Source organism: Lelliottia jeotgali (assembly GCF_977070485.1).
In genome coordinates, this window is sequence record NZ_CDRVFO010000004.1 from 354,576 (window position 1) to 372,215 (window position 17,640).

The window sequence follows — 17,640 nt, forward strand, 5'->3', positions numbered from 1 at the left end:
AGCCTCTGAACTAGGCTTTTAAAAGCGCCTGAACTCTCAACTGGGCGGTCGCGAGATCCGAGCGTAGCAGGTACTCATTCAAGCCGATTACCGTATGGGCGCCTGCGGTGCCTGCCCTGGCTTGCTGGCGCTCAAGGCTATCGATCAGCCCCGGGTAGCAGCCCACCGCCACAATTTTACCCTGATACTCAACCAGCAATGGTGCAGACGGAATAGAGCCAACCCTACAGGCATATCCCGCCAATTCGAGGCTGGCTCGAAGCTGAGCGAGCTTCATCAACTGGCCGTTGGCCGACGAACAGGTTGGAACCTCTCCACGTACCGCGTAACGCAAGAGCATTGCCGCCAAATGCCGATCAAGGCGGTGCTGAAGGTGTTGGTTATGGAAGTGATTAAGGCATTCTGTGCAGGAAGTCTCGCATGTGCAGCTTTCCAACAGCTCAAGCGTCGAGTCCAAAATCTCGACCATGTGCCGCGCCACGATCTCTGCATACCCAGCGCCCCCCGATAAAGTGTCGTACAAAAAGATATCCAGGATACGGGCTTCATCCTGCAGCGCTGGCTCAATCCTGAAGCCAGAGCCGAACTCGGCAGGATCCAGATCCAACTGCCGGTGCCGACTGGCCGCTAGCCGCAGTGCCTCGGCAAGTGAATGCAAAGCATCTTCGAGAATATGCAGCACCACCCTGTCTACCGTATCGATCACGATGGGCTCTGCGATTCTGAGACGTAACAGTAAGAGGTCCGTGTTAAAGTGATGGCCGAGCAAAACACGTGCGAACTGGCCAGAACACTTCTCCGGCGTTCCTTTAGGACCGAGTTGCCTGTAGGGGCGGTCATGTGCTCCCGCTTTCGACTCTTGATCAAAGACCGAGGCATGACCGCAGTCCATGCAGACTGAAAAGCCTCCTTCCCCTGCCCCCTCCTTGCCTCGGTTGACGGTAACAAGCGTACGGTCGACCGCATGGGTGAAGCTTGCAGACGGGCCGCAGCCAGAAAAGCTGAAAATCTCCGGGTCTACAGGTTGAGGCAACTGGGCCATCGTCGCGTAGGTAATTTCCTGCTCGCGGTCATTTTCCGGCAAGTCGGCAGCGCCCTCCGGCCCGAACACGTGAGGCACGATCATCTGTTCAGTCACCAACTGTTGGCCGCAGACGGGGCAGGTCATCTGGTCTTTAGCTGACCGGTTTGGGTCACGGACGAAGGAACAGGCTTTGCAGTGTGTGTGCGGTTTTTTATTCTCGAAGAGAGGGCCTGCACGATTTACGACACCCGCTGGTAGATCTGCAAAGACGCCGCCCGAGCGATAGGTCTTCTTGTCAATAACGATCAGGCGCCCCGGGGCATATTCGCTCAAGGCCTTGATGATGGACTGTTGAGGGCGTTGCACCGTGCGTACTTCCCATCGATTCCGCGTGTTCTTGCTGAGCTTTTCCACGAGGAAACTGCAAAGACTGGTCGGGAACGCGTAGCTGGGAAGCAAGCCGTGGAAAAACAGGAACTCCAGAAGCTCCGCCTGTTCGACACTCGGACGGAGGTCTTCACCCTCCACAATCTCTTGTTCAGCGAGATCATCAGGCTGCATAGTCGCTACGACGGTCGTGCCCAGTTGCTTAAGTTCCACCAGCAACGCCTGACTGATCTCAACCAACCAGTCCATCAATGAAAGGCCGCGAGTATCCAACCCCGGCGGTAGCCAAGCGACAATGGACTCGCGCAGATCGCCATCACCGGCCAGCACCCGGCGAGTCACCCAGGCCTCGAAGCTGTACAACGTCGGCCCGGTTCGCTCGATACTGCAAAAGAAATCCTCAGTCGGTCCCAGCGCTTTTAGCAGTGACGAGGTTTTCTCGGTCAGCGGACCATTGCATTGCGCCATGATTTCATGAAAAAAGGTCTGGATCAGATAGGCGTGAATATGCCGGCGGGCAATTTTCGCATTATCGATCTTCACCTCCGGTGTTCGAGGTGGACCGGCCACGATACGTTCCGGGTCCAAGAAGTAGTGGCTGTCATGCGGGCCGTTCTGGGAGTAGGTGACTACAGTTGAAACCGAGGAACCGCGCCGCCCTGCCCGACCGGCGCGCTGCTGGTAGTTTTCCCGTTGGGGAGGGACGTTTCGCAGCGCTACGGCAACCAGCGAGCCGATGTCGACTCCTACCTCCATCGTCGTTGTGCAACTGAGGACGTCGATCGGGCGATCTCGATCTTCAATCAGCACGTCTTGGAAACGCATCTCATAGAGTTCTGTGGTCGCATGCACGCGGCTACGGTCACGGTTCGACAATTGCGCGGTGTGTTCTTCGACGCTCATGTTGGACAGCTCTGCGCCTGGCATTAGCGCCCTGGCCACTGGAAGCCGCCAGAAGTCTTTACGCGCCGTGACATAATCACTGTTCTTCGGATCGAGGGGTGACGCTGCGTCGCTACCACACGCCAGGCATACCTTGCCCGCTAAAGCGAAGGGTGTCAGCGCAGTACAGTCAGCGCATTGCGCCCAGCAGTGGGCTAAATCGACGACCACAGCTAAGGAATCAGGCACCAGGAACCATGCACCTTCGAATTCTTCCGCCAGTTGATCGCGGAAGATCGCTTCCACACGCTGCACCACTTCACTTGACCAGCCGAAGTGGTTGACCAGACTCTCCTTCAAAGCTTTGCCAAACTGACCGCTACTGCCCCAGGCCGAATTGGCATAACCGGCGGCTTTCCAGCGGTACACGGACTCAATGGATTTGTCGAAGGCGTACTCCTGCAACATCGAGTCAATCCACCCTACCGCCAATTCCCGAAGGTTAGTTTCGCCGATAGTGAGCCCGGCCGTGGACAAGTGCTGGCCGAGTTTTCGCAGTTTGGGGGCGGTAGGCTCAACGAAGCCGACCATTGTCCCCGTCAGCGAGTAATAGCTGCCACAAAGCAGTTTAAGGAGAGCAATCTGGTAACGCGCAGGGATTTCCTGGGGCGTAAAATTTTCCTCAATAGCTTCGACCAGGTCGGAATCATAATTATCATCAAATAGTTTGCGCGCATTCTCGACCCTTCTCGAATCACCTCCATCGAACATCGGTAGGTCGTGGTCGGTCAAGACGCTGAGGAAGGCTAGATAGAGTAAGGCCGTGGGTTTGGCGGGTTTTCCTATTCTCCTGAGTTTTTCACAAGCCAAAGCGACAGCCTGTCGAAACACGTCGAGTTCAATGTCGCGTGGAATATCGCGTGCTAGCCGAGCAGCCTTTTGTCGACCGTCAGAGAAAATCAGCACTTTACGACCGGCGTTCGGGTACCGTTTATCCTTGGCTCGACTGGCAGGTTGCTTCGCCATTTGCGTCCGCACAAGCGCAGTAAACGGCGCTTCACCCTTGGTAAGGTGATCCATGATCTTTGAAGGGGCGTTTTTGGCGTTTTTTAGCTTGCGAGTACAGACCGGGCAGTGGTCAAACGTCATGTCACCAGCGTCCGCCGGTTTATCCGGCACGCGGACTCTGCGGAACCCAGTTTCGTCGCTCGGCTGTTCATCCGAGAGCTTGCCACTGGCCATGTGCAGCCATTTCTCGATATGTCGACTGCGAGGATGGATGGTGTCCTCCACGCACAGCTCGATCGGCATCAGCCTTGATACCGCACCGTCGGATAACGGGCCGCTGGGCTGATGCCAAACGAAGTCCACGTCTTCGTTTACAAAACCGCGCAGAAAAGCGGCACCACAATCACGATGAGTGAGCAGTTCATATACCCGGCCATTGGCCGCGCAGCCGCACTGAGTTGACGGTTTCGTATACAGTCGGCCCAAGATGGTCGGCCCATCATGCTGGCCCAAGCGCTTGGAACAGGCAGGGTCCACGCAAGCGAACAGACCTGGCAACCCGCGATGAAAGAGGTGGAGGCGTGTCGGCAGTAATACCCGGCCATCCGTGCTCCGCTGTGCGTAGCTGCCCAGTGCCAGGAGCGCGTCGGTGGCTTTTTCCGCATCGATCGATGGATGATTGCCAAACAGCTGGTCACTCAAATCGTCGAGACGGACCGCGCGCCCCGATACCGCGGTGATCAAGTTTTCCAGCGGTTCAAATCCCGTAAGCTGTTCGAACAGCCAATTGCGCAATGCAGCTTGATTCCCGCGCGGCGGCTGGCTCCAGCCCAGCCGCTGGGCGAGATCCGCCGCAGCTTCAGTCGCAACATTGAGATTTTCGGCCGAGCGTTGAAAATCGGCCAGATTGAAATCTGCCAATGCCTCAAGCTGTGCGGATGGCGCTGCCTGAGCGACACCACGTTGCTCCGGGGTTCCCTGAATTACCCTGACGCGTCTCGGCGATGTGTCGGCCAGGCCCGTCAGATCCCGTGCAAAACGCTCACCGTCCACTGCGGCGGTGTCTGCGGGGCCCAGGCTCGCACTGGTCATGATGCATCGCATACGTTCTCGGGAAATGTCCAGTCGCGCGCAGAGGCGCCGGATCAACAATGCCACCTCGGCTCCCCCGGCTCCCCTGTACATGTGGGCCTCATCCAGAACAAGGATGAATTCGTTGCGCGGGTCCGCTTTGAGCCAAGCCTTCGTTTGTTCGAACATATCGCGCTCGATCGGTCGCATGAGCATGTATTCGAGCATGGAGTAGTTGGTAATCAGTAGCTCAGGACAGCGAGCCTGCATTTCATGGCGCGTCATCATCTCGCGATCAGTGGGTTGGGTCTGAAGTCGGCCGTCCCAATGCTTTTTGGTGTAGTTGTCGCCCTGCTTCTTCCCTGAGGAATAGGTCTTAGTCTCAATGGCCGAGGCACCATAGAACCCTCCCAGGTCCTTACTCGGCCAGCGTCCGATTCTGACCAATTCAGCTTTCACAGCTGGCTTAACGGCTACTTTGTTATAGAACTCTTCAAACAGCGGCTCTATGAAGCGCACGTCGCGTTTATCGGAGCGTTCTCCTGGATACGGGGTGCGCCCGGTATAGCTTCCGAAACGGATCGGCTGGGAACGACTTTGCGTCAAAATCGACGAGGCCTGAGTATTGCCTATGAGGCGTCGAATCCGTGCCAGTTGATCATTTACCAAGGCGTTCATGGGGTAGAGCAACAGGGCCCGGCAACCCGGCATTTGCGCTGACTGGGGCCGTTGCTCCCCCTCGATGGCCAATTGACCAATGATTGGCATGAGGAAACTTTCGGTTTTGCCGGAGCCCGTACCCGTTGCCACCACTAGGTCTGCTGCCTCGGCACCTAAAAATGCGGTGAGCGCCTGCGATTGATGCTCGTAGGGGCGAGGGTACAGCCCCAGCCCCATGAGCGACAATTGAGTGAGCGTATCGGAGGCGACCTGCGGAATGGGGAGTTGATCAAACGGATCGCCTACTTTGTAGACCGCCGTCGCTTCTACATAAGGTGTCTGGACGATAGTTTTAGGCCGCATTAGCAGAGCATGGCGCTCTCTGACGAGCCCTTCATCACGGATGTGATACTGCGCTTCGATGTATTGTCGAAGACTCGCAGCCAAACTTTTTGCTGTCTCGTGGACACCCAATGCTTCATTCATCGAAATCCCTCCCATTATGGTCTTCCCTCGGCAAGCTCACGCTCAATCAGGTCCACGCTCAGACCTGTAAGCGCTTGGCGCACAAGCGGAAACATCTCTCGCGGTATCACATAGCTTGTCGCGGTTGAGCCGCCGCCGTCAGGCGGAGGTAGCTGCCAGCCCAGCAGCAGCGCACGTGCCTCTTCCCGCGGCAGATGACGATTCAGACGCAGTCGAACCTCTGATTGCGACACATCTGTTCGAACTTTCAGAGGATGTCCAGCTTCTGCGTCGAGGTAAAACTGCAAGCGTTTCGACTCTTCCCGTCGCAATTCCTTCATCTGCTGTAGATGCCCTTGCGACACCTGAACCACGCTGTATTCAAACCGTGGACCTGTGCGGCACCTGGCAAGGAACAGCCCCTCGGCCGTCGGGCAGGCACACAGTGACATCCACTTACCACTGCAACGGATTGAAACGTCCGTTAGCTCACTCGAAACAGGTTTCAGTTGTGCCTTGGCATTCGTCAATAACTGGGTCGACCATTTCTGCAGCCCCTCGAGCGGTGCGCCAATCCACTCCTGTGGTTCCCAGAGGTCGATGCGTCCTGCGCAAGCATCCACGTCAATCAGCCTGAGCCGCCCTGCCCCCCGCATCGTGATTGACCAGGGAAAGGTTTGTGCAGGCCCACCGCCGGTGATCACAGCTACTGCTCCTTCGGTCCTAATCGCCCGTGGCGGAGGCGTTAGCCAACGTCCGCCATCAAGTCGCACCAGATCCCCTAGCTCTCCGAGGTTTTCAAGAATCGTTTTGACGCCCGGCTCAACAGATTGCTCATCGTCGAGCGTCGGCCACAGAGGGAGCAAACGCTGGCGAACCAGGCTCGTCAAACTGAGCGTGTTCGCCGGCACCCAAGCTTGCCGATCCGTACTGGGAGCAGAACACAGATAGGATGCGGCTCTAAGGCACTCAGCTACCGCCGCGATCCTCAATCCTTCACCTTCATTTCTACAGCCCAAACCTGCTGCAAGGATTTTTCGAGCGGTATCGCGATCGCTCCCTAGCCACTTCACTCAACACGCTCCGCCTGATCCGCCAGCGCATTAATTTCACTCAGTAGCTCGGTGGCGCTGCGTGTGAGTGCCTCGACCGGACCACCGAGGGTTTGCACCCATGGCAACGCCCACTGCGTCAGCACCGCATGAAGCGTCCGCTCCGCAGGGCCTGGTGATAGCAGTCGCAGTTGGGCGTACGCGCGATCTGCGACTCGTAGCCACAGTTTCCCTGGAACAAAGTTTACCTGTGCAAGATGCTCCCTCAACATGCTTGGTAAGGCTAAACGGGTGTTCTCAGCGGTTTCGTGCAGGGCTATCCAGTCCTCCACAATTCGCTGACCAAACTGCATCAGCGGCACCTGGGCGGATAGCCCCCGCATATCAAATTCATCCGTATCAAATACAGGGCCGAGTTCAGGCAACGTACCGCCGTCCGGAAATGCCGCAGGGCCGTGAGTCCAGGTTGCAATCAGAACCAAACGCGTATCGACCGTCAGGGAGAATTGACGACGGGCTACTAGATCGCGGATGGCACTGCCATATACCTCAAACGCAGACCGGTTGGCCCCCTTGAGCAGCAGACATCCAGACGAGTCGCGCACCACTTCGAGGCAGTCGGTCGCGGCATCCTCCGACAGAAGCCCGACGGGAACCCGCCACTCGTGGAAGATTGCCCCGCCTAGAGCCGCTGCCACAGCATCTGCAATTAAGTCCGCCGTTGATCCTTTGAACTGAATCAACTGGCCGGCAATGACTGCTGCAAGAATCTGCCGTGCGTAACGATTGGCATGGCTCTTCACGACCCCGCACGCCTGCAAGTTGTTGGCAATCACCTTCCAGGCGACGTCTACGGAGCCAACTTCAACAAACGGGCCGGGCGCTTCGTTCTCGATCAAGCGAACACGTGCGGGTTCACTGCTATCGTGACGCGGCCTGCTGTCACGAAGATCATGGTCGTTCAGACGTTCGCGTAACGCCGCCATGTTGGTTGCCGTGCCCTCCCAGTCAGGCACGCGTGCACTGAGGCTGTCCAGTGCCTCCGCAAGCACTTGAACCTGTGCGCGCTCAGCGACCAGGTTGGCAACCTGAGTCGCGAGAGAGTCCAGTACCGCCGAGACCTGCTCATCGTGGAGCTCTGAACGTACCAACCCTTGCGATAGTGATTGCTGAGCTTCGGCCGTCGCCTGAGCCAGGTCGCTCAGGTGCTGCATGCGGTCAGTGGCGCTGTGCAGCGCTGTACGCAAGTCCTCGATGTCAGGGACCACGCCAGCCAAACTACCCGTCAGTTGTTTGATCGCTTTACCAGTTGCAGTGGCAGTGTTTTCCAGTTGGTCGATGCGCTCAGCAGTTTCCTCTGCCGCTGTTTCGGCCAGCTCAAAATAACCCTCGATTTTATCCAAACGCCCCGGTAAGCCATCGATCATCCGATCCCTGGCCAGCGTGGACGCAGGATGAAAGCTGTTCAAGACGGCCTGCATCCCCGGGTCATCAGTGAAGCCGCTGTACACGGCCAGCCGCTCGACGGTTTCCCTAGGGACATCAGGGTACAGTTCAGCTAATCGCTTGAAAAAGCTGACCCCTGTGTCCGCTGTGTCTGGCACTGGAAATGCGCTGTCCATGCGGCTCCTTGCCCACGCTACCCACAGGTTAGCGAAAGCTTTCCAGTCGGCCTCCCCTTTCTGTCCCGGCTGGGGATGCACCAGGTGCCCAATCAACCGGCGTTGTTTCTCCTTGAATTCTGGTGGAGACCCTCGCCTGAACCCGGGGATTGAGGCCTGACGGTCAAAAACCGGCTTGCGAAGGGTATGGGGTACCTCTTCGATGAACTCGGTGATCAGCGTGACCCCAAGCGCTGAAATCTGCTCTCGTGCCTCTCGGCTGTACAGGTAGCTCATCGCGAGACCCCATCTCCTGAATAACGAATATCAAATCCACAGGCGCGCACATCTGCCACCAGTTGACGATAATGAGGAAGCAGTTCCGGCCGAGGCACGGATGCGCTAAACGCACTGACCAGCATCTGGTCACTGCCAGTTAGTGTGGTTACGCCACCGACATGAAGCTGGGATAGAAAGCTCTGCAAGCGCAAGCGCAAGGGCCGGCTGAGTGACAGCAACGCGGGTGTAGGATCGGCCAGCGGCTGAGACGCACTGATGACCAACCGGCCAAATCCTTCGAAATCTAAAGACACCTGGTATTGCGGGTCGGTGAGGTGTTGTTTGAGCAGGCTGTTCATTGCGGGCGGCAATTGGCATGGCTGTGCAGCGCCATTTGCCGACGCTTCGCTCGACACCAGTCGGCGGTATTCTTTGCGCCCACAGGGTGAAACTACCTCAAGCCTGCCGATGGCACCTCTCGGCATTATGAGGGAGTCAAAATGCAACTTCCGCGCTCGCGTGGCCATCACATAGGATTGGGTTTGCCTACGGTTTAATGAGGCAACCAGACATTCGCCACGCTCGTCAGTGAACACCAGATCCACCGTCGGGTGTTGAAAGCTGCGTCCCAGCGACGTGCTCCGGTTGTAAAACTTGTCGACGTCCGGGTGACCCGTTTTGCCGACCCTGAATTCTTCGCTTCCCCCGCGAATCAGGGTGAAGAGCGCGGGTGATCGATCAGGGGCGGATGCAGAACAGCGATCATACTGATTCACAGCTTGTAAGGTCGGCCCGCCGTCGTTTGCCCCTCCCGGCATCCGGTGAGCGGCCAGGATGACCGCGACGGTCTCGATGTACTCGACCGTATTGATGCTGGTATTGCGACTCAGGAATGGCCAGATGGTGGTGATGGCTGGTACCGCCGGCATCACACTCAGTTGGGTAAAATCTTCCAGCCATCTGGTGCAGTTGTCTGAAGGGGATTCCGGCACGGTGACCAAGGCCAAATTCCAGCCCTGGCGCGGTTTGAGCCTCTCCACCAACAGTTCTTCAGGAAACTCCGGGGCTACTGGTGCCAGCCATAACAGGGCATAGGTGTCGCAGCGATTGAGTGCTTGTGCACGGGGAAATCCGCTTTCGGTGCCCCGCCCCATGGCAGTAAATGCGGCTGCGCCCCATGCAGGTAAGCCCGCGCACGTCCGCGCAACGCCTGCAACGAACGAAGGGTCCGGTTTGCCTTCGAAGGACAGGATCTTGTAATCGCTCGCCGACGGCTCGGCCATGACTCTGAAGCCTGAGCTCATCCCGCGCATGTCGAGCTTTTGTACCCTGCCACCGACATCAAGCTTGAGGTAGGCATGACACGCTTTGCAGGGTGGCAGGACCAGTTCAAGCGACCACGATCCGGCGTTCTGACCTTTTTTGATCAGCAGGCGAAGGTCTATCTGCCGAGTTGACGGGATCTGAACCTTGTCATCACTGCCATGACTCAGTGGTCCCGACATGAAATAGGCACAGGCGTTGGAGGACACGCCAGGCCAATGGGCGAAGTAGTTTTTTCGCGTTGTCCCCGAACGGAGCCCGACCCGCCTTCGGCAGTAGGAACAAATGTAATAGCCAGTGCTTGACGCGATATCGGCGGTAATTGACTTATTCGTAACCGGATCTATGGCGCAATCCATCGCTCATACCCTTCGCAGTTAACCGCGCAAACCGACAATTAAGCGCGACGTCGTGGCAACGTGGCTGCGCGCTGAAAAAAGGCTCGCCTGGCTGCCGTAGAGGTGAACGAGATCCATCGGCTGCCAATCGCGAAATTCGGGCCTGCTTCTTGAGCGTGGAATCATCCAACGATTGAGCGCCAAATCACCGATCTCAGCCACCGACAACAGCGATTGGGTGTGCGGTATTCCAGTGCCGCCCTGCAAGAGCTTTGCGGCGTTGCCGGCCAGTTGACAGATGAAGACTTCGCGCTGAATGCCGTGACGCATCAGGTCGTCCTTGAAGCCCAGCGCCTTGAGTGCCGCGCGCGTGGTGCGCAACCGCCAATTAGGCCCCTGGCCGAAGGCGTGTTGGTCGGCATATTGATGGTCAAGCTCGCGAAGATAGTCGCGCAGTTCAATGAACAACCAGTCGGGTATATGGAAATGTCCCCAGCCTCCGGTAAAGCCAATGGACTTGAGGTACTCCGTACCATCCAGCTTCAATCGGTTATAGACCGCTGAGCGTCCCATCGACGAGGTCGTCACTACAGCCAGCAGGCGCGCATTTTTCTCGGTTTGCGAGATGATGCCCGTCGAGCCGCCGTAGGCGGCGGCGAAGTCATCATAAATGTCCCGACTGCGAAGCAGGCACGCGACCAATTTACCGCCTAGCAAAGCGTTGTATGGAGGGACCGCGCCCAGGACATAGGCATCCATCAAGTTGACCAGCCGCGCTGCCCTGTCCGCGGTATCCCAGCCAATGAATTTGTCTCTGACGCCAAGATTGAAAACCGGATCACCGATGGCAATCAATCCCATCAGTTTGCCATTTGCCTGGTCCCAGACTAGATAACGCAAGCGCCTACCAAAGCCATTGGACACTGGAACTGACCAAGACAACGACGCCAGCCGAAAGAGGTCACTTTGCCATGTGCCGGACGCCACACGCTCAAGCACCGGAGAGATTTTTTCCGGTACAACCTCGCCGCCACTGGCAAAATATGGCATCAGTTTCGCGGTGTTGCGCGCGATAAAGCGCTCGCTGGCGCTGAGCCGTTCTTCGCGCTGGGCACCGTGCAAAGCACGGATCGCGTCCTTGCCATTTCCAGGCGGACACAGAGCCCCTTCTTGGGTCCTCGTGAAACCTAGCTGATGCAAATGCTCGCGCACTTTTCGCTTGAGATTTGCTTCTCTCGGATTAACCCCAATAATAATTGCGCTGCCGGTTGGCATCTTGCTGCATCCCTGCTTGGAGTTCACTTCAACGAGCTAGGCGAAACACATGCCTTGCTGCTTCGCTTTTGACGCCCTAGCTGTGTACTCGGGCCACAAAAGCACCACACATCAAGGGCATGCGGTAGCAACCGCAAAGGTTCGATCCTACACCGACCCCAATGTTTTATGAAGTACCGAACCGGCAAAATGACATCATTGCTCAGGCGCACGCTCAGTGACCTGAGAGAGCGACTGGTTTCAGGCTTTATCAACCGTGAATGTTAGGTCGGCTGAAGTCGGTCGAAAGACTTGATCAGGGCCGCCGGTCCTCCCTCATCCCGCAGTCACGCATTTTTCGGCGTTTTTTTGCGAGGACGACGCGAGGCATCCGTCGCAGGAGAGCCTTGAGCGGCAAGCGTCTCAGCGAGTGTCTCAGCACGCGCATTGGCGGCAGCATGCTGCTCACGTGCGAGCGCCAGGTGTGCTTCCCGCTGCTGCAAACGCTGCTGCAACTCGTCGTGGTGTTCGCTCGCCTTCACTCTGGCTGAGCGGTGCTCTTCCAGCTGTTCCGATAGCGTATGCAGTTCACTCAGCGCAGTGGCCCGTTGCTCGCGTGCGTTACTCAGCTCAACCTGTATGGCCTGCAGGGATTGCTGCAAGGTGTATACATGGTTTTGGCTCGTTTTGAACTGGGTGGTCAAAGCCTTGCTCTCTTCGCGCACCCGATCAATTTCGCGATAGGCACGTTCCTCGACGTCACGCGTGTAGCGCTGCTCTTCGCTGCGCGCTTGCTCGGCCTGTGCACGGCTCTCCTGCAATAGCAGGTGGGCTTCGGTCAATTGCAGACGCACCTCGTCACGCTGCGCCTGGAGTTCGTCGCGCTGGCTGCGCAGGTCGTCGATCTGCGCCAGGCGTTGGGTCAGCAACTGTTCAAGATCGGCTAGGCGGGTTTCTGCGCTCTGCCGCCCTGTCACTGCGTCCGCCGTCTGCTGACGGGCCTGAGCAACGTCTAGGCGCGAGCGCGCCTCCAGCGCCCCCAGCGCTTCGCGCTCCTCAGCCAGGACCTGACGCTGGCTGGCCAACGCCTGCTCTGTCACGCCTTGAGCCAGAGTGATGGCCTGCTGCCAGATGGCCACGAAGGCCTGTGCGACTTCCGTCGGCAGGCCCGGCAGGCGCGTTTCGCCGCGTAGGCGCCCGGCCAGATGCTCCCACCATTGATCGAGCAAAGCGCCAACCCGCGCCGGGCTGCCGCGCCCGAGCTCTAAGCGCACTCGCTCCACCGTCGGCCGCTCGCCACGGGCCAGCACCGCATCGGCCGCAGCAAACACCTCGTTTTCCGGTACGCCTACCGCCATGCCCCGCCCTCCGCCATATTAGGTCTGATCCCGCATGGAGATAATTCTCGGAGAATTCAGCAGGTTTTGGGGCGGATTTTAACCGGGCGGGAGGTAAATCGTGGAGTTTAAGTCGTGGAAGATGGTAATTCTTGGAGAAAAGGTCATCCAGCGTGCGCACTCTTGGAGAAAAAATCGTCAGCGATTGATGAGTTCACGAAACGAAACTTCAAAACTCTACTTGATCGATATTCTCTGTCATCGCTTGCTGCGGCCCTAGCAGCCCGTGCCGGGACCAGCCCAGGCGAAGATAAGCTCGGATAGAGCTCAGGACTGAGTCGCTAGGTGCCTTTCTCTTGCTCCGGACGGGTCAGGCTTGCGAAGAAGCTACACCCCTCGCTGTTTTCTCTTTGATGCTGATTCAGCAGAGCTTACTTCAATCAGCTCGCTTCTGATTTTCTGGAAGAGACGATCAACGTCCTGATGCTCTTCCCTGTCAACGTAGGCGGCCACGAGGATGGTTAGGGGGTGCACGCCCAACGCTCCCGCAATCTGATCAATTTTCTCCAGAGTTGGGCTTTTCAGGCCCCGCTCCAGAGAGCTGAGGTACGTGCGGCTGCTTACTGTAGAGAAATCTTCTTGCGTGAGATTTCTACTGCTACGGACCTTTTTGAGCGCCTGACCGAACGCGATGCTGAGTTCCAATTTGCCGTTCCCACAAAAGGAACGATGAAGCGCTATCGAATCCTATAGGGCTACAATCTATAGTGTTCATTTTTGGGGGCTGCTATGTTCACAACCTACCCGCGTGCCGAAATTGCCTTTGACCTGCCCGATGAGCCAGCGTCTCCCGCAGGGCAGCGACTGTGGAGCTACGTTGAGCAGGAGCTGTTGATGCCTTGGTTTTATATGCAGGTCGTGCATAGGTCTAGACGTGAGAATTTTGCCAGCATGTTCATGATGTACCACGCACACGAGCTCAAGCAGTTCATCGATGCGCAGTCCGACCGTGTGTGGGTAGAGCAGGTTCAGTTGGTCACACCACCTCATGTCAATGGGCAGCCCATCTGGCTTATGGAGCCGCTTGTAAAGGTGGCAATCGTCGCAGATCCGATGGACGGATCGCATTGCCTCGTCTATCAAGTGGCAAGTGGAGCCACCTATTCATTGAGAGACGATCTTGATAAAAATTTGGCTCCAATCTGCACGTTGTTCTCGGAAGCACGCGACCTTCGGCGATAGGTAGCTCATCGGCATGAGAAATGCGAAAGCCAACGAGCAAAGCACCACGATTCGTTTATGGGCCTTATCTGAAGCATCAATAGCGGAGTAGTTATGAAGGGACGACGCAAAGTGAAGACCGAGAAATGGAAGGCTATAGAGCAGTTGACTCAAGAAGCCAGGGCTACTTTGGAATCCAATCCTCGTGCTCAATTCCAGGGAAGGTTTCTTGCCAAAGCCGAAGCTGCTGGTCGGTATCACGAGCCAGAAGGCATTCTCGCAGGGAGCGCTGAATGTACCAGGAAGACGGTGACTGAGCCGGATGGGTGAAAACTATAGAGCTCGCAAGGATAGACGCGGTGACCAGCACGGTTATGAAACCTCCAAAAACTCCTCACACCGCAAACCGTGTTTCACGCGTCCGCCCGCCTAACCAATGGGCTTCAAGGCGGACCGGCTCAGCCATGTCTGTCGCAGAGTTCATCTTCAACTGTATCAAACACATGCCCAAAGGTAAGCCGTTTGCTGGCGCTGTTTTTGCGCATGCGGGCTCCCGCGCTTTGGTAGGCCAGGCGCTGTCTCGAAAAACAATGCCGGAGATCACAGATCCCGATGTGCTGGCCACTAGCGGTGAGCGTTATCATCCAATTGTGGCTGTAAGCGGCGACAGTGATGATTTTGTGCCTGGCACCGTGTTTCGGGTCACGGCTGTCGAGCTGGCGGGAGCAGATCGTTACGAAGTTGCGGACTATGAGCGCCAAGAGGTAACTCTTGCATCTGGAAAAAGAGCTTGGGTTTACGTCAAGACCACTCAATTGCTCCCTACTCGCAGCACTGATGCTCACTTCAATACCGGTCAATTTACTATCCGGCAAGCTCAAGCTTGGGATGCTGAGAGCATTAGCGCATTGCTTCACCAGACCTTTGCTTTGGCATGTCCGCCCCGAACTCGTCAGGAAGACATCAATGCCTATGTGACTGCTACGCTGCAGCCCGGCCATATCGCCGCGATGCTCGAAGATACGAGCTACCGCTGCTGGGTAGTGGAGTCCGATTCCAAGGTGCAAGGCATCGCGATGTTGGATCTGCATCCGGAGCCTATTGGCGTTGAAGCAGCCGACGCCGCTCAGACAGCTGAGCTTAAGCGATGCTATATCTACCCAGCCCTTCATGGCACAGGCGCAGCAAGTGCTTTGGTCGAGCAAGCCATTGCCAGCTATCACGGAGCGTTCAGGTTAACAGTTGCTGATCAGAACCTTCGGGCACAGGCGTTCTATAAAAAGCATGGTTTTGTCGTGGTGGGTGAAACGCAATTTTTATGTGGAACTGACGTACACCGAGACCTGGTAATGCTACGCCTACCGCCCAAGCAATAGTCTATGGTCGCGCCATTCGATCGTTTGCTCCCAACGCAATCCCGACGAGGGCATAATGACATTTCTACTTAGCCGCCATAGCGACATCTCTACTTAGCCTTGACAAATGAACATGGGGAGCCGTGCGAGTCTCAATTCGCACGAGGTGCCGTCTATGTGTCGTTTCGACAGCATGTCCAACGACTGCGCGTGAGAACCATCGATCAGGTCGCCGATGGGGTAAAACATATCGAGCGGCTGATGCCTGCAAATCTCTCAGAAATCCTGGCAAGTTGCCGGGATGGTTCAGTGACGTGCCATGCAGCAACCCCAAGATGGCCCAACTGCAGGCAGTGAAACTCATTTCGCAGGGGTACACACCGGAACACTGCCTGGACATCAGTACCATCTGGTAGCGCAAAAGGTTGTAGCCCAGCAGCACACCCCATAGCTCTTGAGCGATCATCTCTGGCGTCTTGCTTCTCAGGGTATATTCGCCGCCCAGCAGTCTCTGCTTGATCGCCCGATAGCCCAGCTCAATTTCCCAGCGTTGACTGTAAAGGTCGACGATCTCCCCACCCGGAAAGCGCAGCGGGTCGACCATCGAAGTCAGTACGCTTACCATTTTTCCCTTGATCATCTTGCGCAACAACCGCGCTCGCATTTCGAGCGGACGACAGGTGGTATGTGGTCGGTAAATACATAGCGGCCATACTGTAAGCGCGAGTAGGCGGGTCTTTGGGCTGACGCCCGGCGATATCGTCAGGGCGTCAGATCCATACAGCCGTTCGATCAGGCTGCCGGCTTCAGAATGACCTTTGTCCAACCCTCATCTCGCGCATCGAAATGCTTGTACGCATCGGGCCCTTCCGCCAATTTCAGGCTGTGAGAGATGATCTGCGAAGGCTTGGCGCGGTCGTGATGGATCAGCTCCGCAAGCCTGCGGTTATAGGCTTTGACGTTGGCTTGCCCGGTGCGTATCTGCTGGCCCTTGAACCAGAACGCGCCGAAATCGAAGGCCATTTTGCCTTCCTTCGCCAGTTCATTTTTCGCGCCTGGATCCTGAGGAACAAACACCCCGACGACGCCGATGCCACCCGTGGCCTTGGTGGAAGCTACCAGGTTGTTCATCGTCAGGTGATTGACCTCATGGCCGTGTTTGTCACAGCACTGGTACCCCACACACTCACAACCTCGATCAGTGCCTTTGCCGTGAGTCAGGTTGAGGATCTGATCAACCGCCTCGTTCTCCAGGGAGTTGATTGGCGTGGCCCCCATCTGCGCGGCCAATTTCAATCGATCCGGATGGTTGTCGACCACGAACACTTGCGAGGCGCCTTTGATCATCGCGGCATGAGCTGCCATCAGGCCCACTGGCCCTGCACCGTAAATGGCGATGCTTTCACCTGGCATCAGGCCAGCCAGTTCAGTGGCATGCCATCCGGTGGGGAATATGTCTGACAGCATGACGTAGTCGTTTTCTTTCTCTTGCGCATCCTCTGGCAGCACCAGGCAATTGAAGTCCGCATATGGCACACGCAGCAGTTCTGCTTGACCACCCTGGTATGAGCCCATATCGGCAAACCCGTAAGCAGCACCAGCACTGCCGGGGTTGGCCGTGAGGCAGAAACCGGTCAAACCTTTTTCACAGTTTTCGCAGAAACCGCAGCCGATATTAAATGGCAAACAGACGCGATCACCTACCTTGATGCGATCTACGCCGGCGCCGACTTCGATGACTTCTCCGAGGTTCTCGTGACCGAAAACACGTCCCGTCTCCATCGAGGTGCGGCCCTCGTACATATGCAGGTCAGAGCCGCAGATATTGGTAGTGGTGATGCGCACTACGGCGTCGGTAGGTTTTTCGATCTTGGCGTCTGGGACATTTTGCACGCTGACGTCGCGTGGCCCGTTGTAAACGATGGCCTTCATTAGACTCTCCTGTTCAAGCGACGATGAGGGGGGGTCGTCTGCTTACAGGACATCTGTCTAGTTCTACGAACGTATGTTCCACAAATCGAGCTATGACCAGACGAGTGGTGATGCCGTCGCCCGCGCGTGGCGGCCCTTGAATTTGCAGCTCGTGACGAAATTAGACAGTTGAACGCCATAGGAGCAATATGGCTACGACCCCCCTGTCAATCAGCGCCTCACGTCCCTCATGAGCTCCCTGATGCACTGGCCAATTACCGCTCGCGTTTCATCAACAGCTTTGAGGGAATATCGGACAGTTTCTGCAACTTCAGCACCATTTGCGCCCTCTAAGGATGGTCTGAAGTAGTCAGGTATTTCTGGCTGACTCCAGCCCTTGCCGATTTCAAAACGGTGATTCGGCTAAAAAACGATCAAATCATCCCCTCTTTCCGGATTTATAGCCGGCGCG

At 56.8% G+C, this 17,640-nt stretch carries 11 protein-coding genes; 2 read left to right on the plus strand and 9 right to left on the minus strand.

Annotated features, from left to right (window positions below):
- Positions 1 to 10: 10 nt before the first annotated feature.
- The 7 genes from ACW4TB_RS08820 to ACW4TB_RS08850 all read right to left on the minus strand — a co-directional run bounded on the left by ACW4TB_RS08820 (position 11) and on the right by ACW4TB_RS08850 (position 13,386).
- Positions 11 to 5,518 carry a DEAD/DEAH box helicase gene (locus ACW4TB_RS08820; protein WP_455828302.1) on the minus strand — a complete coding sequence of 1,836 codons (5,508 nt, stop codon included), beginning with the start codon at positions 5,516 to 5,518 and terminating at the stop codon, positions 11 to 13.
- 14 nt (positions 5,519 to 5,532) lie between these two features.
- Positions 5,533 to 6,201: a hypothetical protein gene (locus ACW4TB_RS08825; RefSeq protein WP_455828301.1), complete on the minus strand. Its 669-nt coding sequence runs from the start codon at positions 6,199 to 6,201 to the stop codon at positions 5,533 to 5,535.
- 365 nt (positions 6,202 to 6,566) lie between these two features.
- The gene (locus ACW4TB_RS08830; protein ID WP_455828300.1) at positions 6,567 to 8,447 is read right to left on the minus strand and encodes a hypothetical protein; all 1,881 of its coding nucleotides are present in this window, start codon (positions 8,445 to 8,447) and stop codon (positions 6,567 to 6,569) included.
- On the minus strand, positions 8,444 to 9,934 hold the full coding sequence (locus ACW4TB_RS08835) for a hypothetical protein (protein WP_455828299.1): 1,491 nt from the start codon (positions 9,932 to 9,934) through the stop codon (positions 8,444 to 8,446). The genes ACW4TB_RS08830 and ACW4TB_RS08835 overlap by 4 nt, the downstream gene beginning before the upstream one ends.
- Positions 9,935 to 10,129: 195 nt before the next feature.
- Entirely contained in the window at positions 10,130 to 11,365 is a 1,236-nt protein-coding gene (locus ACW4TB_RS08840; protein WP_455828298.1) for a Druantia anti-phage system protein DruA, read from the minus strand.
- Between the two features lie 326 nt (positions 11,366 to 11,691).
- Positions 11,692 to 12,702 (minus strand): DNA-binding protein, encoded by a 1,011-nt coding sequence (locus tag ACW4TB_RS08845; protein WP_455828297.1) that lies wholly within the window; start codon positions 12,700 to 12,702, stop codon positions 11,692 to 11,694.
- A gap of 366 nt (positions 12,703 to 13,068) precedes the next feature.
- Positions 13,069 to 13,386 carry a helix-turn-helix domain-containing protein gene (locus ACW4TB_RS08850; protein ID WP_191086563.1) on the minus strand — a complete coding sequence of 106 codons (318 nt, stop codon included), beginning with the start codon at positions 13,384 to 13,386 and terminating at the stop codon, positions 13,069 to 13,071.
- Between the two features lie 84 nt (positions 13,387 to 13,470).
- On the opposite strand from ACW4TB_RS08850, the gene ACW4TB_RS08855 reads away from it, so the two are divergent.
- Positions 13,471 to 13,923, plus strand: coding sequence for a hypothetical protein (locus ACW4TB_RS08855; protein ID WP_455828296.1), 453 nt, complete (start codon positions 13,471 to 13,473; stop codon positions 13,921 to 13,923).
- A 443-nt stretch (positions 13,924 to 14,366) separates the two neighbouring features.
- Positions 14,367 to 15,278, plus strand: a complete 912-nt coding sequence (locus ACW4TB_RS08860; protein ID WP_455828295.1) for a GNAT family N-acetyltransferase — start codon at positions 14,367 to 14,369, stop codon at positions 15,276 to 15,278.
- A gap of 64 nt (positions 15,279 to 15,342) precedes the next feature.
- On the opposite strand, the gene ACW4TB_RS08865 is transcribed toward ACW4TB_RS08860, so the two are convergent.
- Positions 15,343 to 16,083: a transposase gene (locus ACW4TB_RS08865; protein WP_455828294.1), complete on the minus strand. Its 741-nt coding sequence runs from the start codon at positions 16,081 to 16,083 to the stop codon at positions 15,343 to 15,345.
- The gene (locus ACW4TB_RS08870; protein WP_455828293.1) at positions 16,050 to 17,189 is read right to left on the minus strand and encodes a glutathione-independent formaldehyde dehydrogenase; all 1,140 of its coding nucleotides are present in this window, start codon (positions 17,187 to 17,189) and stop codon (positions 16,050 to 16,052) included. The genes ACW4TB_RS08865 and ACW4TB_RS08870 overlap by 34 nt, the downstream gene beginning before the upstream one ends.
- Positions 17,190 to 17,640 lie beyond the last annotated feature (451 nt).